The sequence below is a fragment of the Vreelandella aquamarina genome, from assembly GCF_900110265.1.
Classification (GTDB): domain Bacteria; phylum Pseudomonadota; class Gammaproteobacteria; order Pseudomonadales; family Halomonadaceae; genus Vreelandella; species Vreelandella aquamarina.
In genome coordinates this window covers 48,469-64,955 of record NZ_FODB01000013.1, presented here as the reverse complement: position 1 = coordinate 64,955, position 16,487 = coordinate 48,469, and the positions used below count along the sequence as shown (strand labels likewise).

The 16,487-nt window shown below is 55.6% G+C and carries 15 protein-coding genes, 1 pseudogene and 1 riboswitch; of the genes and pseudogenes, 4 read left to right on the top strand and 12 right to left on the bottom strand.

Annotated elements, in window-relative coordinates:
* Positions 1–358 precede the first annotated feature (358 nt).
* The 4 genes and pseudogenes from BMY49_RS17975 to BMY49_RS05375 form a co-directional block, all read right to left on the bottom strand.
* Positions 359–565 (bottom strand): annotated as a pseudogene (locus BMY49_RS17975) (NAD(P)H-binding protein); the annotation flags it as partial.
* Positions 566–595: 30 nt separating this feature from the next.
* On the bottom strand, positions 596–2,710 hold the full coding sequence (locus BMY49_RS05385) for a methyl-accepting chemotaxis protein (protein WP_089675148.1): 2,115 nt from the start codon (positions 2,708–2,710) through the stop codon (positions 596–598).
* Positions 2,711–2,751: 41 nt separating this feature from the next.
* Positions 2,752–3,912 (bottom strand): ABC transporter substrate-binding protein, encoded by a 1,161-nt coding sequence (locus tag BMY49_RS05380; protein ID WP_089675147.1) that lies wholly within the window; start codon positions 3,910–3,912, stop codon positions 2,752–2,754.
* 102 nt (positions 3,913–4,014) lie between these two features.
* Entirely contained in the window at positions 4,015–4,626 is a 612-nt protein-coding gene (locus BMY49_RS05375; protein WP_089675146.1) for a flavin reductase family protein, read from the bottom strand.
* A 109-nt stretch (positions 4,627–4,735) separates the two neighbouring features.
* Between BMY49_RS05375 and arfB the strand changes: the two genes are divergently transcribed.
* Together arfB and BMY49_RS05365 are read left to right on the top strand one after the other, a co-directional pair.
* Positions 4,736–5,152 carry an alternative ribosome rescue aminoacyl-tRNA hydrolase ArfB gene (arfB, locus tag BMY49_RS05370; RefSeq protein WP_062360180.1) on the top strand — a complete coding sequence of 139 codons (417 nt, stop codon included), beginning with the start codon at positions 4,736–4,738 and terminating at the stop codon, positions 5,150–5,152.
* 27 nt (positions 5,153–5,179) lie between these two features.
* A complete protein-coding gene (locus BMY49_RS05365) occupies positions 5,180–5,413 on the top strand; it encodes a DUF1289 domain-containing protein (protein ID WP_244154919.1) in 234 nt (77 codons plus the stop codon).
* Positions 5,414–5,426: 13 nt separating this feature from the next.
* Here the strand turns inward: BMY49_RS05365 and BMY49_RS05360 are convergent, their stop codons facing one another.
* From BMY49_RS05360 to BMY49_RS05350, 3 genes are all read right to left on the bottom strand, one after another.
* Entirely contained in the window at positions 5,427–6,476 is a 1,050-nt protein-coding gene (locus BMY49_RS05360) for a proline racemase family protein (RefSeq protein ID WP_062360178.1), read from the bottom strand.
* 11 nt (positions 6,477–6,487) lie between these two features.
* Positions 6,488–7,660, bottom strand: coding sequence for a zinc-binding dehydrogenase (locus BMY49_RS05355; RefSeq protein ID WP_089675145.1), 1,173 nt, complete (start codon positions 7,658–7,660; stop codon positions 6,488–6,490).
* Between the two features lie 63 nt (positions 7,661–7,723).
* Entirely contained in the window at positions 7,724–8,302 is a 579-nt protein-coding gene (locus BMY49_RS05350) for an NnrU family protein (RefSeq protein ID WP_062375493.1), read from the bottom strand.
* 164 nt (positions 8,303–8,466) lie between these two features.
* Between BMY49_RS05350 and BMY49_RS05345 the strand changes: the two genes are divergently transcribed.
* A complete protein-coding gene (locus BMY49_RS05345; protein WP_089675144.1) occupies positions 8,467–9,645 on the top strand; it encodes an MFS transporter in 1,179 nt (392 codons plus the stop codon).
* On the opposite strand, the gene corA is transcribed toward BMY49_RS05345, so the two are convergent.
* The 4 genes from corA to BMY49_RS05325 all read right to left on the bottom strand — a co-directional run bounded on the left by corA (position 9,642) and on the right by BMY49_RS05325 (position 13,920).
* A complete protein-coding gene (gene corA / locus BMY49_RS05340) occupies positions 9,642–10,610 on the bottom strand; it encodes a magnesium/cobalt transporter CorA (protein WP_062360163.1) in 969 nt (322 codons plus the stop codon). The genes BMY49_RS05345 and corA overlap by 4 nt on opposite strands.
* Positions 10,611–10,627: 17 nt before the next feature.
* The gene (locus BMY49_RS05335; protein ID WP_089675143.1) at positions 10,628–12,058 is read right to left on the bottom strand and encodes a sensor domain-containing diguanylate cyclase; all 1,431 of its coding nucleotides are present in this window, start codon (positions 12,056–12,058) and stop codon (positions 10,628–10,630) included.
* A gap of 75 nt (positions 12,059–12,133) precedes the next feature.
* Positions 12,134–13,513 (bottom strand): SLC5/6 family protein, encoded by a 1,380-nt coding sequence (locus BMY49_RS05330; protein ID WP_074210264.1) that lies wholly within the window; start codon positions 13,511–13,513, stop codon positions 12,134–12,136.
* Positions 13,503–13,606: riboswitch (TPP riboswitch) on the bottom strand. (Overlaps the previous gene by 11 nt.)
* A 44-nt stretch (positions 13,607–13,650) precedes the next feature.
* A complete protein-coding gene (locus BMY49_RS05325) occupies positions 13,651–13,920 on the bottom strand; it encodes a carboxymuconolactone decarboxylase family protein (protein WP_089675142.1) in 270 nt (89 codons plus the stop codon).
* Between the two features lie 174 nt (positions 13,921–14,094).
* Between BMY49_RS05325 and BMY49_RS05320 the strand changes: the two genes are divergently transcribed.
* On the top strand, positions 14,095–14,784 hold the full coding sequence (locus BMY49_RS05320; RefSeq protein ID WP_089675141.1) for a hypothetical protein: 690 nt from the start codon (positions 14,095–14,097) through the stop codon (positions 14,782–14,784).
* A 65-nt stretch (positions 14,785–14,849) separates the two neighbouring features.
* On the opposite strand, the gene BMY49_RS05315 is transcribed toward BMY49_RS05320, so the two are convergent.
* On the bottom strand, positions 14,850–16,346 hold the full coding sequence (locus BMY49_RS05315) for a CoA-acylating methylmalonate-semialdehyde dehydrogenase (protein WP_089675140.1): 1,497 nt from the start codon (positions 16,344–16,346) through the stop codon (positions 14,850–14,852).
* Positions 16,347–16,487: the final 141 nt, after the last annotated feature.

Genomic DNA, 16,487 nt, shown 5'->3' with positions numbered 1-16,487 from the left:
CTTCCTCCCATCTACCCGCCGCATCTACTTCCACATCTTCTGGATAGCTATTGGGCTTCGAGTTTCATGGCCCTCTCGCCCAGATGTGGCTGCCTCATATGCGGTTCCTGTTCGTCGGGCCAGGAGTTTGCCTACAGCTTCCTTCAGATTCCGCCTCACGACGAACACCCTTGCTGTTCAGCTAACGGTTCCCGCTATCAGGGTCCGTAGGGGACTTTCACCCCCAAGTCATCCGGCCAACCACCACGGCGGACCGGATAGCGCCTAATTGGCGCTGCGCGCCATGCCTGGCGCACCACAAAAAAAGCCCGTTGAGAACCAACGGGCTTATGACCACTTAGCGCTAAAACAACTAGCGCTACAGCAGCGCGTCGAGAGGCCGCTGGCCATCAAGCAGCGTGACTTCTTGATTGATGAGGCCAGGGGTTTGCACCACACGTAGCAATGCATAGGCCACGTTGGCCCGAGAGATTTGGTTATCCCCCGCTTCTTCGACGGTACTGGCAAACTTATGGGTCGGCGCATCATCAGTGAGGCGGCCTGGTTTTAGAATTACATAGGAGACATCGCTATGACGAAAGGTTCAAGCTTTCGATCAGGTCAGGCGGGCGGTATCCTGCTTCGCAGGCAGCGCAGCCTGATGCTGTCCACGGCTGTGACTCACGTGGAAGCGGCTGACCAGCGTGTGCATATCGCCTGCGCGATCGTCCAAGGTCTGGCTAGCGGTAGAGGCTTCTTGTACCAAGCGGGCATTTTGGTGCGTGACCTGATCCAACTGCGAGATCGCTTGGTTAATCTGGTCGATACCCGCCGACTGCTCTTTGGTCGCTCCGGCAATTTCCGTTACGTAGCGAGTCACTTCGGATAGGCTGTCGATGATCTCCTGCAAGTGGTGGCTGGAGGCATTTACCAGCTGTTCGCCTTCACTCACTTTTTTCACGCTGTCGTCTACTAGGTGGCGAATTTGCGCCGCCTCTTCCGCACTGCGCCCTGCTAGTTTACGTACTTCCTGGGCAACCACCGCGAAACCACGCCCCTGCTCTCCTGCCCGGGCGGCTTCTACCGAAGCGTTCAATGCCAGAAGGTTCGTTTGGAAGGCGATATCATCAATGGCTTTGATAATAGAGGTAATCTTTTCGCTCGCCTGCCGGATATCGCTCATGGCAGCAGTGGTGCGCTTGGCAACATCGCCCGCTGAACGCGCTCGCTCATCCACACTACCGCTGACACCTTTAGCTTGGTCGGCGTAGTCAGCGGTCTGTTTTACCGTGGCGGTTATTTGTTCCAGGCTAGAGGCCGTTTCAGCCAGCGATGCCGCCTGCTGATCGGCCCGCTGGGAAAGGTTTTCATTACCGGCGGCAATCTGACGGCTGCTCGCGGCAATGGCTTCGGCGCTTTCACGAATTCTCGCCACCACGCCTTCAAAGGTATCCATCATTCGGTTAAATGCCTGGGCCGCTTGCCCGACCTCATCATTACGCTCTAGGGCTAAGCGCATGGATAAGTCGGCATTCTCACCAGCAGCGCCGCTGATGTTCTCCATCTGACGGCGCATTGCCACCAGCGGGCCGAGTACGCGCACCAATGTCCGCCAGCCAAAGATCGCCAGCACCCCGATGACGCCCGCCGTGACCAACAACAGTAGCGTTCGGCCAGCATTAGCCAAGGTTTGGGCTTCCTCACTGGCGCTGCTTGCCTGGGCAACGGTATAGGCTTCAATATCACCTAGCGCAGCACGCATCTGGCTCATCGCAGTGGCTACGTTGGCCAGTGCGGCCTGCACTTGGGCACCGAGGTCCAACTGCTGCTGGCGCAGCGCATAAACCGAGTCGGCGTCTTCCACCATGATGCCGTTGAGTTCGACAATCACCGCATCGAGTTCGCTAATCAGTGCACGCTGCTCGACTGTGGTGCTGGAGGCATCAGCAATCGCTGCCAGGGACTGGCGGGCCAGCGACACTTGTTGAGAAATCTCATTGCTGCGCAGATTCACCAACGCATCAATGCTATCCACTTGCATCATTTGACGCCCTAGGTCTGCAAGAGTGGCAACCGCCATACGCGCGTTGCTACTTAGCCGCCCGACATCCGCCTGCGCACTAAAGATGTCATCTAATAACCGCGTCGGCAGTGTAGTTGTTCCCTCCTGCCGCCAAGCTTCTACTAGCTCACGCTGGATGCGCGCTTCACGCACTTGAGCCAGCGCTGTGCGGCCAGCAATATCTTCGGCGCTGTGCATCACATTGGTAATAGCAGCTTCCATTTGAGCAATCTGTTCGGCCATTTTCACCTGTAGATTCAGCGCATCGCGGCGCACACCTTCCAGCGCCTCATCGCCCGTCAACAGCGCCTGGAAGTAGTTATCCAAAGCAGACAGCTGCCCAGCAGCACCGGTTTCCTCAATATCCGCAAGCCCCTCTCGAGCCTGAGCATAGCGCTCTTCTAATGCGCTACGGGGAGTGATGTCCGCCAACGCTTGCGTATCATCAGTCGCCAGTAAATCAGCATGCCGCTGTCCAAAAGCGCCCATGGTAAGCACCATGCTGCGGCTAGCGTCCTGAAGCGGCAGCACCTCGTCGGTAATAAAGTGCTGAACGTTAATTAAACGCTGGTTGGTCACCCAGCCCGTTCCTGCTAGCACAATGGCACCCAGTACAGCGGCGACAAAGAGGCTAATCAGCATAGCGCGGATACTTATGGTCTTTTTCATTAGAGTAGTTCGTCGTGTCAGAGAGAATACAAACAGGAGAGTTACTGAGCTACATTGGCCCAATCCAACGGCTCGAACTGGCCGTTTCGGATAACCGTAGGCCAAACAGCATCGCTTGCCTGATGGTCATTCGGGCCAAGGGTGAGCGGCTCCCCAACGCCTATATCAATACTGCCAAGGCTTAATAAGCCATCTACAACCGCTTCACGATCAGGGTTACTACCCGCGGCTTTTACACCTTCTACAAACAGCTTGGCCGCAAGGTAGCCCTCCAGAGAGATAAAGTCAGGGGCAGCGTTTGGCGCATACTCTGCCAGCGCTTGGCGATACTCTTCTACCGCAGGAAGGTCAGCATCTAGCGGTGGCACCACCTGCGTCACAATAACGCCCTCTGCTCGTCGTGAACCCAACTCCTCTAACAGCGCCTGGCTACCTACAAACGAGACGTTAAGAAAAAGCGTGTCAGGTAGGTCTTGGCGAGCTTCACGGATAAAATCTGCTGCCGGCCCAAAAGTGCCAACAATGATGACCGCGCGTGGTGTGACTGGCGCTTGGAGAATAGTCGCCAAGCCCTGATGGATATTCCGGGTCCCACGGGTAAAGCGGCCATGAACCAAGTTAGCCGTATTGGAGAAGCCCCGCGCTTGCATAGCACTTATCGCGCCGTTATAGCCCGCATCCCCAAAACTATCGTTTTGGGTAAAAAAGGCAATTTCCTCCGGTTGAATACCTGCGCTAAGCAGCCCATCCACCATGGCGGCGGTCTCTTGTACGTAGCTTGCCCGATAGTTGATCACATAGCGGTCCGGTGGCGAACGGCGCAGAATACCTGCCCCTGTGAATGCACCAAACAGCAGTGTTTTCCCTTGGTTATAAATAGGAATGGTGACCGCTGCGGTGGGCGTACCCACATTGCCAACGGCGGCCAGTAGGTTCTCATCACTTACCAGATCACGGGTATGCTTGGCAGCCTGCAGCGGCGCATATTGATCATCATAGGCTTTTAAAGCCAATTGATTGCCGTTGACGCCACCTTCAGCGTTTATCTTGGCAAAGTAGGTATCAATTCCCTGCTGCATACCGATGCCTAACGGGGCAGCCCCCCCGCTTAAAGGGGCAACGATGCCCACCGTTAGTTCTGCCTGCGCCAGTGGCGCTGCTAACAGCCCAACTACCAATAGCCATGTTTTTGTACGCCGCATTAATTCTCCCCCTACGTAGTGTGCTTTCACTGTTATCGGCGGAAGAATATACGACTTAAGCTCAACTAGCCTTAAACAGAATGTAATAAAACGTGTCGTCGGTTACGCAGGCCGTTCAATAGCAAAGCGGTCGGTAATGCGCACATAGTCGCTGCCCGCCAAGCGGCCAATCGGTTGGAGTGCCTCCATATTAACGTGGCGGCCATCCCATAATTCATCGTCGATGTATATCGCCACGATTTGTACCAACACAAGGCTACCGGCCAACGGTCGATCACCAAAGCGAATCACATCCACCAGTTTGCAACCAAACGCGACGGGGGCTGCGGCAATACGGGGCACCCGGATGCCTTGCATGGTGGCCTTTTCAAGCCCTGCCAGGGTGAACTCGTCTTCCTCTCTGGGCAGGCTGGCGCTGGTGGTATTGAGCGCTTCAATCAATCCTTCGGTACCCACGTGCACAACACACTCTTCGAGGTCGTCTAAGTTGCGAAGCGTGTCTTTGGGCTGCGCGCTACCATCCAGCAGGGGTGAAAAAGCCAGGATGGGCGGGTCGATGCTGGCTACGTTAAAAAACGAGAACGGCGCTAAATTGGCGTTGCCACGCTTGTCTTGTGTTGCCACCCAGGCAATAGGCCGGGGACAGACGCTACCTGACAGCAGCCGGTAGAGGGTTCCAGCACTCAGCGGAGATTGTTCTAGCAGGGCTTCCATGGGCGCTCCTTATCACATAACGAGAGAGTTCTCCTTAATAGGCAGCCGCAGCCTAACCACTGTCAAGTATGTTAGCCTTTATAGACTCACTGGGATACCAAGGAACTGAATGCTCACTATTTCCAATAGCGTCAGCGTGGCGGACTGGGAAATTGATATTAGCCAAATTCGCGCCCAGGGCGCTGGCGGCCAAAATGTCAATAAAGTTGCCTCAGCGGTGCATTTGCGTTTCGATATTCAGCGTTCAACGCTGCCGCCGGTTTATAAAGAGCGCCTGATGGCACTCTCCGACCAGCGCATCAGCAAAGAGGGCGTGGTGATTATTAAAGCCCAGAGCTACCGCACCTTGGAGTTGAATAAAGAGGATGCCTTGAACCGCCTGCAGGCGCTGATCAAGAGCGTAGCCAAACAGCCTAAAACGCGCCGCCCTACAAAACCCACGAAGGGCTCACAGCGTCGCCGGGTAGACCATAAAACCCGCAAAGGAAAAATTAAGTCACTGCGTGGTAAAGTGCCGGTGGGCTAGGGGTTATCCCGCCCAAAATCTTCTTCCATGCCTAACACAGTGACCCAAATGCCCACGTCTCCTCGTCCGCTATCGCCCTGCATTCATGTCTGCCAAATAGAGCCTAGCACTCAGATGTGCCAGGGCTGCGGGCGCACGTTGGATGAAATCGCCTGCTGGGGAAGTATGACCGAGGCCGAGAAGGCCCCGGTGTGGGAACGCATTGAACAAGCAGGCTATGTTGAGCAGCAAAACGCGGCAAGAGATGCCACCACAGGCTGAACGGCTGTTTCGCTTAACGCTCTTCGTCGTGGCGATCGCTCAAGATATGGTGAAGCTCACCACAGGCCACCATCGGGTCATCGCAGTTGATGACAATATTAGACTCCGCCAGCACGTAGCTGCGTCCGGTAATGGTGTTTTCTACTACTTGGTAAGCGCCTTCTTGATGCGTACCGGTAAAGGTACCGATGAAGCCTGTCTCCCGCAGCGATATCGTTTCTAACTTGTCGCCCAGCTTTAACCGCCCTTCGTAATTCATCAATGCCAGCCGTGCCGACGTACCGGTGCCCGTCGTGCTGCGACAAATCACGCCAGGGTGAACATACGTCGTGGAGCGAGAGCGGATATAGCCTTCCGCCACCGACTCTTCTGGCCCCATGAAGTGCAAAAACGGCAGCGGCCCCACATCCCCCAAGGTATAGTGAGAGAAGCCGCGCTGCGCCTGAATCGCCTCGACGATTTTGTGAGCGCAAGCCGCCAGCGCCTGCTCTTCATCACGTACCAGTTTGAAGCCCAGCGACTCAGCATCGACCAGGGCGTAAAAGCCGCCGCTGTAAGCGACCGAGTAAGTGACTTCACCGATCCCCGGGACTTGGATGGTGTCGCGGTAGGTGTCGATATAGCTGGGCAGACCTTCACACGTGACCGATTCCACCACGCCGTTATGCACCCGCGCTTCGATTTGCACCAAACCCGCCGGGGCTTCCAGCTTGAAGCGCTGAATCCCCTCCTGCTTGGGCACGATACCGGTCTCGAGCACGGCCGTCGCCGTACACAGCGTGTTCGAGCCCGAGTAAATTGGGTAACCCATCACTTCCATGATGATGTACCCGGCAACGGCTTCTGGGTCGGTGGCGGGCACCAATAGATCCACCGACATTTCGGGAATGCCGTAGGGTTCTTCTAGTAGCAAACGGCGCAACCCATCAGCGTCGTCACGCAGATACTCCATCTGCTGGCGAACCGTGGCACCGGGCAACGTATCAATACCGCCAGTGACGATGCGGCTCACATCGCCCCCGGCATGTGTGTCCAACAATTGAATCGTATGAAGGTTTTTCACTCACCCGGCTCCTAGGCAGTGGTAATGACAAACGGTGCACCGTGGGTGTCCCACTGAGCATCGGGGACAATAACGATTTTCCCCAGGTAGTTGCTGCCCCGGTTCACAAAGTAGCGCTCGGCCTGATGTAATTCCGAGAGTTTGAACGCGCCGTGCAGCACCGGCTTCAACTCACCGCTACGAATCCAGGCGACTAGTTGCTCTGCCTCCTCGCGAGTGCCGTGGGAAACACCGAAAATCTGCACCTGATACAGGTAGACTCGGGTCCACATAATCTCGCTAAGGTTGCCGCCGCTAGCACCGGCAATGGAAAGCCGAGGATACGTAGCGCGGCTATGCATATCGCCAATCATGGTGTCGATAAACAGGTCGGTCATCTCGCCGCCAACGAGATCCATCACGGCATCTATGGCTTGCCCCTTGGTTTCTGCCAACACACGCTCGACAAACGTCGGTAAGTCACCACGATCAATCACCGCTTCTGCGCCGAGCGCGCGCAGCGCTTCGGCTTTATCGAGCTGACTGACGGCGTAGGGAATCGCGCCGACGATACGACAGAGCTGAATCAATGCCGTGCCGACCCCTCCGCTGGCACCACTGACGAGAACGCGCTCTCCCGCCTGAACGTTGGCGGCAGTCATCATGTGGTAGGCCGTTTGATAGGAGCACATGCCCATAGCGGCCAGCTCAGCATCATGCAGTTCAGGGTTAGCGACGTGGTGGAACTGGTCGGCAGGCACCGCAATGTAGTCAGCATAGCCGCCATCAGCACCGTGGCCGTAGTAGTCCGGCGTGAGGTTAATATCACGACGCTCATCGGCGTAGATGTTGAAATCCAGTAGGCCACGCTCGCCAATGCGCTGGGCGTCGACGCCCTCCCCCACGGCGACGATCCGCCCAGCCACGTCGGCCCCCTGTATGCGGGGGAACGTCAGCGTCGGGGAGCCGCCCATGGCAAACGAGGTGACGTCCTCTTTCCCTTTGGTGGGGTATAGCCCTTCGCGTGCTTTGCGGTCGGTGTTGTTTTTCGCTGTGGCCGTGACCTGCACCAGCACCTGCCCCGGGCCTGGCTGTGGCGTAGGTACATCTTGGCGGTACTGCAGCACGTCCACATCACCGTGGCCGGTTAAGAGCATCGCTGACATCGTGGCAGGTATCGCCGCGTTGTTATCCGTATGGGCCATGGGGGGCTCCTTATTCAGTGCATATGCCGCGACAATAACAAACGCCGGGCGAGGTTCAAGGGACTAGCCGAAGACCGGCACACCGATGATCACCGGGTGTAGATAGAAGGCAAACAGGGCATACGCCACTACGCCAATCGCCACCGTGGCCAGCGTAGCCGCCAGCGAAGTTGATTGCGGTGCAGCGGGCTGCTGACGGCTACGCTGTTTAGCGGCTTTAAACGCCAAAATAGCCCAGACAAGAAACGCTGCAAAAAAGAGGATATCGCTCAGTCGGCCATTCACTAGCAGGTGGGCAAACGCCCAGATTTTGACGGCCAGCATCATCGGGTGGCCTAGCTTGGCTTTGATCGCGTTACCCGGCACATACGCTGCCACCAACATAATAAACGCGGGCAGCATCAGCAGCGCCACTGCATGGCGTAAGCCCATCGGCGGAAACCATAGATTGATAGGGTCGAGGCGCGTTTGACCGTAGCCATATATGGCGATGGCAAGGCCAATGAGGGCCACCACGGAGTAAGCCAGCTTCCACGTGCTTTGGCCACGGTTAGCGATCTGCTGCTGTCGCCAGGATTCCGCAAAGATACGTACCGAGTGCCCGCCTAAAAAGATCAGCAGGCCTAAGATCATGAGGGTCATGGTGGTCACTCTCCGGTGAGTTGCAAGTCGTTGGTCGAGTGGGAGCATGCCACACTCCTTGGCAAACCACATGGCGCGGCGTCAACTTTTCGCCAATAGTGATGGAGAGCAAAACCCGTCAAGCTAGACGACTGACTGTACCTCTGCCCTCGCCAAGGATCGGTATGCTTCACTTCCCCTCGACGTACCATCGCCGTCTCACCTGGACCTATTTTGGGCTGTTCATTGCCATTGGCATGACCGGCGGCCTGCTTGGCCCGGCCCTGCCACACCTGGCCGAGGTCAGCGGTGCCTCCATGAGCCAGATCGCCGTGCTGTTTACCGCACGCGCCGTGGGCAACATGAGCGGCGCGATGGTCACCGGGCTGCTCATGGACCGCTTCAACGGCCACCACGTGCTGGTGATGATGGGCATGCTGGCGGTAGCTGGGCTAGCCTTGGCGCCGCTTAGCCCGCTCCTGGTGCTGTTAACGCTGCTGTTTATGCTGTTGGGCTTTGCGGAAGTATCGCTAAACGCGGGGGGAAATACGCTACTGCTATGGCTACACCGCGATGCGGCAGGCCCAAACGTGAGCGCGCTACACTTCTGCTTTAGCTTCGGCAACATGCTTACGCCGCTGATTATGATTGCCGCACTCTCACTTACCGGGCAATTTCATCTCACGTTTTGGATTGTTGCATTAAGCGTGGCTGCCATGCTGTGGCCACTTTCGCGCTTTGCCAGCCCGACTATGCCAACGGTAGACCCTGACCCAGCCACTTTGGCAGCGCTCAAACATCGTGACCCACTGCTGCTGGGGCTATTTATGCTGCTGTTTTCCATTTATGTGGGCATTGAAATTACGTTTGCTGGCTGGGTGACGGCGTATGGCGCGCTGTCAGGGCTGACTACCGAGCAGGCGGCACTGCTGGCCACTCTATTCTGGCTAGCGCTATCTGCTGGCCGTTTGCTGGCCATTCCTCTGCTGCGTGTTTGTTCACCCTGGCAGGTGTTAGCCAGTTGTTTGGCGCTGGGCTTGGGTGCCTCGGCCGGCCTGCATTTTAACTGGCTGCCTCTAAGCCTCGGAGCACTGCTGTTTGGGCTTTCGGCCTCTGCTTTTTTCCCGACACTCTTTGCGCTATGCAATCAGGCCATTGTGATGCGGGGCCGCACCACCGGCGCTATTTTTACCGCAGCGGGTAGCGGTGCGTTGATTATTCCGTCTTTAACAGGCCCGCTGCTGGATATCGCTGGGGCCCGGGCTTTTCCTATGTTACTGGCCGCTCTGTGGCTCTTGATTGCGCTGGGGCTTTGCATGCTGGCATTTCGTTTACACCAACTCACCACCCGGCAAGGGCTTTAGAACCAGTCTTTGCGTTTAAACAGCCAGATTAAAATACCGCCAATACCCAACATGGCCCCCCATACAAAGAAGTAGCCGTATTGATAGCTAAGCTCAGGCATATATTCGAAGTTCATTCCGTAAATACCGGCAATGAACGTCAGCGGAACAAAAATAGCGGTAATCACCGTCAAGACACGCATCGTGATATTTAGCTGGTGAGAAGAAATAGAGATATAGCCATCCACCAAGTCACCGCAAATATCGTAGTACATTTGTGTCAGCGTATAGAGGCGCTCAAAGCGCTCCTCTACATCGGTAATCGCGTGCAGGGTTTCACTCTCACCTCTAGGTAAGTGGGCGTAGTCATACGCCGTTAGCTCTTGAGTAATACCTTTGTGATAGCTAAAGATGCGCCGCATTTTCACCAGCCGCGAGCGGTAAGTCGTAATTTTACGCATCAGAACATCGTTGCCGTTTTCGAGCAGCTCATCCTCAAGATCACTAAGTTCCATCTCAAACTCCAGCAGGCTATCAATATAAAATCCTGCTGAGGTATACATCACTTTTAATGCCACATGCTCTGGGGAAAGCGCCAGCAACGCCTTACCCTGCTCATTTAACAGCCGCTCAATACTCAAGGCTTCTCCGGGGTGAAGCGTTATCAAAAAACGTTCGCCGATAAAGAAACAGACCTGCTGGGGCACAAAATTAAGCTGGGCATCGAATGATGAAATGCCGCGATAAATAATCAGCGTATGGTTCTCAAACTCTTCAATTTTCGGCGGGTGTCGCTCTTTATGGGCATCTTGAATGGCCAAGGGATGGCAGTCAAAACGCTCTAGCACATCACGCTCCTGCGCTTCGCTTTCGCCTTTCATATCAACCCACAAATGGGCAGTGGGCATTGTTTTCCAGTCGTCGATTAGGCGTACATCCCCCTCACGCACATCGCCTTCTGGGGTGGTTAATATGCAACGAATCATTTTCTTCCCTGGGTTCGTTAAGTCTTGGGCGTTATATCTGCCGGGCGCGCTAGCTCTATACGCGCTTTACCCGCCCGCTTAGCCATATACATTGCCACGTCAGCTCGCTTTAACAACTCCTGAGCCGTTTCAGACGCCCCTGGCAAAAATAGCGCTACACCGATGCTGGTACTAACCCGTAAGGTAGAGCTACCAACATGAAGCGGCTCTTCAATGAGGCGAATCAGTTTCTGGGCCAATGGCTCTAGCGCCTCGGCGGTGACTCCTTCTAGCAGCACGACAAACTCGTCTCCTGCCCAACGGGCAACAAAGTCCGTCTCGCGAACGGCATACTGCAAGCGCTTGGCAACGTCGCGCAGCAGTTCATCACCCATGGCGTGGCCATGCTGGTCGTTAACACGCTTGAACCCGTCTAAATCAAGAAACAGCACCGCCAGCGGGTTTAGGGTACGGCGCACCCGCGCCATCGCTTCGGATAAGCGCTCGTCAAGCGCACGGCGATTAGGCAACCGAGTCAGTACATCTTCACGGGCCTGTTGATCCCGAAGCCGCTCTAGCTGCTGGCGCTCAGTGATATCGTGAATAAACAGGCTACGGCGCATCCGACCATTAATCTCATAGCTTTTCAAGCGTACTTCGACCGGCAAGCGGACGCCATCACGGCGCGTCGCCTCACAAGAAATAGGCGCAGATTCATCTTGATTGGGTAGCCCTTGGGGAAACATAAGCGCCGTTAGTGGGCGCATTAAAGCTTCTTTGCGACTCCAGCCAAATATACTCTCTGCAGCACGGTTCCAGTCCAGCACCCGCTCTTGGGCGTCAATGCTCAGATAGGCATCGTAGGCAGACTCAATCACCAAATTGAGCTCGCGAGTACGCCGCTCGATTTGCTGTTCAAGGCTTTGATGAAGCTCAGTGAGCGCTTTTTGGGTGGCAATACTATTTTTTTGCTCTTTAATGAGCCGTTCGCGCAGGTGAATCTCACCGGTCACAATGTCGGCTAAATCTTGCAACGCGGCCTGCTCCTGAGCGCTCAACTGCCGCGGTTTGCTATCCATCGCACACAGCGAACCCAGCACCAATCCCTGTGAGTTTTTAAGCGGAATGCCTGCGTAAAAACGTATTCCATCAGGTCGAGTCACGAAAGGGTTGGTGGCAAAACGCTCATCTTGCAGCGCATCTTTCACCACCAACGGAGAAGCTTCCAGCACGGTGTAGGCACAAAACGCCACATCCCGCGGCGTTTCGGAGATATTGATACCAACTTGCGACTTAAACCACTGCCGATCGGAATCAATCAGAGTGATAGTTGACTGTGGCACACCGAGTAGCACCGTTACCAAGCGCGTAATGCGATCAAAAACAGGCTCGTTCGGCGTATCCAACAGTGCTAGCTCGTTAAGCGCAGCCAAACGGGCATTTTCGTTAGGAGGTAACAGGTGGCTCATGGCGATCGCACCTACAGTAGTAGTCAGATCCCTGCCAGCATAACGCGAAACGAAATTTCCTGCTTAACGCCTTGATTAACGGGCAAGGACGCGGCGCTTGTTGGCTCCAGCAATGATCATACTCACCGCAGTTGAGAGCAGCAGCGCCCCAACAAACGGGCCAAGGGTTGGTACGCTGCCGGGGAAGGTGGCTGCTATCACTCCCGCACTAACACTGCCTTGGCTCAACCAACCCGGCAGCACAGCGCCCACTAGCCCAGCAAGCCCGCCGCCTATCGCAGCCATAGGCGTCATGCGTTGCCATAAGCCAAGCAGTACCGGTACCACGATGGCGGCACACAGCAGATCGGCAATCAGGAACAGGCGAAGCACCGAGAGCCCCTGCAGAGCAATCACAATCACCGGCACCATGATCGCGACAGTAAGCCAGCGGGCCTTGGTTAAAGCATCTGGGCGGTCGCCGCTGGCCCATAGCGAGGCAATCCCGTTTTGTAACGTGTCGACGCTAGACGTGACCAGGGTAACGGCAAGTACCAGTGACGGCAGCGTGATCCATATCGGCGCATCGCTTAACAGCGCAAAAAACGGCATGGGCGGCTCACCTAAGCTGACACCGCTCATGGCGGCCATCATGCCCACGCCACCAATTACCATCACCACGAGAATCGTCATACCACCGCCTAGCCAGGCGCCACGCCCAAGGCTTTGTTCATCTTGTGCCGCCCACACCCGCTGCCAATAGCCCTGGTGGAATAAATTGGCAGCCGTCACAGCAATCACCAGCGTCAATGCCACGCTGAGCGAGCTACCGATTGGCAATGAGGGTAAAGCGGCGTCGCTGGGCATGCTCGGTAGCCGCCAAAGCGTTACGCTCGCCACCGCCAGTAGTAGGGCCAACAGCAGCCATGCCTGCCAACGGTCGGTCGCAAGGCTGGCGCGAAGGCCGCCCATCACGGTGTACACCAGCGTCGTTAGAGCAACGCCAATGATCACCACGGCAGGCGGCACATCAGAGAGCAGCGCGGTAATAGCCCCAATGGCAGTTAACTCAGCGGCTAAAAAGCAGCCCATATAAGCAACAGATACCATCGCCACAAAGCGACGAACGTTTTTGCCATAGCACGCCTCAGCAAACTCCGCGATGCTGCGCCCTTCAGGCAGCGCTTGGCGTATTTTTGGCCCATAAAGGCCCAATACAATAAACGGAAGCGCCGAGCCAAAGGCATAGCCCAGCAGCGCCACGGGGCCAACAAAGGCACCAATTTCAGGTGGAGCAAACAGAATCCAGGCACCCATTCCAGAGGCTAAAAAAGACAGCCCCAGAGTGGACGCAGTTTGCGAGTTGCGGGCGGTGACATAATCATCCAGGGAGCCGCCGCCAAAGCGTGCCCGAAGACCCAGAAAGGCAAAGCAGCACAGGGCTGCGCCTAACACAGCAGACGTTAGGTATGGCATGTCGCGCTTCCTCCGCCGGTACGAACCGGATCAGGTTCCAGGGTCTGCGTTACGCGCATTCTCAGCCCGTTTTGGGCTCCCCTGGCGACAGTGAATGAAGGCGTCATCCTCAATCAAAGCAGCGCCGTAGTAAAGTCTTAAGGCGTTTCGCGAACCAATTCGTCAGGCTTTTTCGGCACGCGCCCCATGAGATAGAACTCGGAATTAGGCGGCGTGCCCGCTAGGGTCACCAGGCGATTCGACATACCAAAAAAAGCGCGAAACTCCTCAGGGCGATGCGCCAGCATCAGAAACACATTAGGCACGAACCCCGCTTTTTCCTGCACAGCTAACATCGCATCACGAATATCGCTTGGCACATCATCCAGCGTTTCGGGAAGTTTAAAACGGCTAATAGCAGCAGACATATTGACACCTTCTTGTTATGTTCATGATATAAATAGCGCGATTAAATTAACTGGTAACAAATAGCTAACTAAAGCACCTTTCATTTCGCGTTCGCGCTCACCATACTCTTATTAAGTCCATGTCATAAAAGCCGTACGTTATCAGCAAAGCGGCGTACTAACAGGGAAACCACCATGACATACTCTGAAGCTAAAGAGCACACGCCAGGGCGTTTGCATGAGCTTTTTGCCGACCCTTACCGTGCGTTCGAAAACGATACGGATGAGCGTCAGCTACATATCCGCGTTATGCTTCATACGCTGCTAGCACGCCCGATGCAGCGCGGGCAAGTCACTCTACGTGTCATTCATGGCTGGGAGAACGGAGGCTTTGAGCCATCTGACCTGCAGCACGCCGATTATGCGCTACATAGCTTAGATGACTACCACACTGCCGTGGAGCGCTTCACCACCGCCACCCGGCAAAATGAGCCGCTGCCTGCCGATAACACGTCCATTTTAGCTGCCCCTCTTGCCGATGCCATCGCAGATGCCGAGGCAGAAGGCCAAACGCTGACAGACGATATTGTCGAAACGCCTGCACGTTGGCCTGCGTTTAATGGTGGGTTAGCCCTCTATACGCTATTTAAGATGTATCACCGCCTGGTTTACGGCGAAGATGACAGTTATCGTTGCTCTCAGTGCAATACCCCACATGGCCCCCGTGAAATCCATGAATTCCACATGGAAGAGGGTGAGTTTGCACTGCTGGCCCCCATAAGCGAGCAGCACGACGCCCCTTACCTGCTAGTGCTCCATGAAAGCCAGCTTGCCCCCATTGAGCAACTGCTCAACGACAGCCTGCCACTATTTGATCGTTTTTAACGCACTTGCGCCTCCTCCGCTAGCTTGGAAGAGGCGCATCGCCCAAACGTATAACAACGAATCTTTTACAACGAAATGGTGCTGTTAATCCCACTAGAGACGTTTTCAGGCTCGAACCAACGGGCCGTGACGGTCTTAGTTTGCGTCCAGAAAGCAATCGCCTGTTTGCCGTTGGGGCCTAAGTCACCCAGCTTGGATGCCCGAGATCCGGTAAAGCTGAAGTAAGCAACGGGAACAGGAATCGGCACATTGATACCAATTTGGCCAACGTCGATATCCGTTTCAAACCGGCGAGCCACCCAGCCAGAGTTGGTAAAAATCGACGTGCCGTTGCCATTGGGGTTGGCATTAATAAAGTTGATGGCGTCATCCAGCGTTTCTACGCTAACCACACACAGCACAGGGCCGAAAATCTCTTCCCGATAAATGGTCATATCCGCCGTTACATCGGCAAATAGCGTCGGTCCTACAAAGTTGCCTTCCGGGTAGCCGTCCACCGTATAGCCACGGCCATCTACCAGAAGTGTGGCGCCCTCTTTTTCACCGGCGCTGATTAAGCGCTCAACCCGCTCTTTCGCCTGGGGCGATACCAAGGGCCCCAGGTCTGCATCGCGCTGAGAGCCTGGCCCTACTTTCATGCCACGGGCACCGGCTTCGATATCTTTTATCCACTCCCGGGCTTCCCCCACCAGCACCACTACCGAGTTCGCCATGCAGCGCTGCCCGGCCGCGCCAAAAGCAGACCCTAACAGGCTGTCAATCGCCTGGCTGCGGTTAGCGTCAGGCATAACGACGCAGTGGTTTTTGGCCCCCATCATCGCCTGCATCCGTTTGCCTGCCGCCGCGGCACGGTTGTATAGCAGCGAGCCGACATGAGTCGAGCCGATAAACGACAGCGCCTTGATATCCTGGTGGTCAGCAATTTGATTCGCTACATCTGGACCACCGTGCACCACGTTTAACACACCAGCGGGAATGCCCGCTTCATGGGCCAGCTCGACTAGCCGCATGGTAGAGCTCGGGTCCTGCTCGGAGGGTTTCAATACAAAGGTGTTACCCGTGGCAATAGCCAGCGGGAACATAAAGCAGGGCAACATAATCGGGAAGTTAAATGCCGTAATACCCGCGCCCACGCCTAACGGCTGGTGCATGGTGTAAACATCCACCTCGTTCGCTGCGTTTTCGGCTAATTCGCCTAGCTGCAGCGAGGTAATGGAGCAAGCATGTTCCACCACCTCAAGACCGCGGCCTACTTCACCTTCGGCATCGGGCAGTGTTTTGCCATGCTCTTCGGTAATTAACGCGGCAAGCTCTGCCGTATTCTCGCGAATAAGGGCCTGAAGCTTGAGCATAATGCGCATGCGTTTACCCAGCGGCACCTTGCGCCACTCTTTAAACGCCGTTTTGGCACTGGCAACGGCCCGCTCGACCTCTTCTGAGGTGCAGAATGGAACGCGAGCCACTACCTCTTGGGTGGCAGGGTTAACAACGTCGCGCCACTCCTGGCTTTGCGACATCACTGGCTGACCATCGATATACATGGGTATTTCACGAACGGACATAACACTGATCCTCGTGGTTGTGTTTGTTATGGATTCTAATAGGGAGCCTGTAGGGTATATCAGCAAGTTAACGTAAACGTCAATTAGCCACTCGATAAAGACAAAAACGTTTAGCCAAATGCAATACGCCTTTCCCTCTCG

Excerpts from the sequence above, each read along its gene's own strand:
- BMY49_RS05385 (WP_089675148.1), bottom strand. The coding sequence starts at position 2,710 with ATGAAAAAGACCATAAGTATCCGCGCTATGCTGATTAGCCTCTTTGTC.
- BMY49_RS05380 (WP_089675147.1), bottom strand. The coding sequence starts at position 3,912 with ATGCGGCGTACAAAAACATGGCTATTGGTAGTTGGGCTGTTAGCAGCG.
- BMY49_RS05375 (WP_089675146.1), bottom strand. The coding sequence starts at position 4,626 with ATGGAAGCCCTGCTAGAACAATCTCCGCTGAGTGCTGGAACCCTCTAC.
- arfB (WP_062360180.1), top strand. The coding sequence starts at position 4,736 with ATGCTCACTATTTCCAATAGCGTCAGCGTGGCGGACTGGGAAATTGAT.
- BMY49_RS05365 (WP_244154919.1), top strand. The coding sequence starts at position 5,180 with ATGCCTAACACAGTGACCCAAATGCCCACGTCTCCTCGTCCGCTATCG.
- BMY49_RS05355 (WP_089675145.1), bottom strand. The coding sequence starts at position 7,660 with ATGGCCCATACGGATAACAACGCGGCGATACCTGCCACGATGTCAGCG.
- BMY49_RS05350 (WP_062375493.1), bottom strand. The coding sequence starts at position 8,302 with ATGACCCTCATGATCTTAGGCCTGCTGATCTTTTTAGGCGGGCACTCG.
- BMY49_RS05345 (WP_089675144.1), top strand. The coding sequence starts at position 8,467 with ATGCTTCACTTCCCCTCGACGTACCATCGCCGTCTCACCTGGACCTAT.
- corA (WP_062360163.1), bottom strand. The coding sequence starts at position 10,610 with ATGATTCGTTGCATATTAACCACCCCAGAAGGCGATGTGCGTGAGGGG.
- BMY49_RS05335 (WP_089675143.1), bottom strand. The coding sequence starts at position 12,058 with ATGAGCCACCTGTTACCTCCTAACGAAAATGCCCGTTTGGCTGCGCTT.
- BMY49_RS05330 (WP_074210264.1), bottom strand. The coding sequence starts at position 13,513 with ATGCCATACCTAACGTCTGCTGTGTTAGGCGCAGCCCTGTGCTGCTTT.
- BMY49_RS05325 (WP_089675142.1), bottom strand. The coding sequence starts at position 13,920 with ATGTCTGCTGCTATTAGCCGTTTTAAACTTCCCGAAACGCTGGATGAT.
- BMY49_RS05320 (WP_089675141.1), top strand. The coding sequence starts at position 14,095 with ATGACATACTCTGAAGCTAAAGAGCACACGCCAGGGCGTTTGCATGAG.
- BMY49_RS05315 (WP_089675140.1), bottom strand. The coding sequence starts at position 16,346 with ATGTCCGTTCGTGAAATACCCATGTATATCGATGGTCAGCCAGTGATG.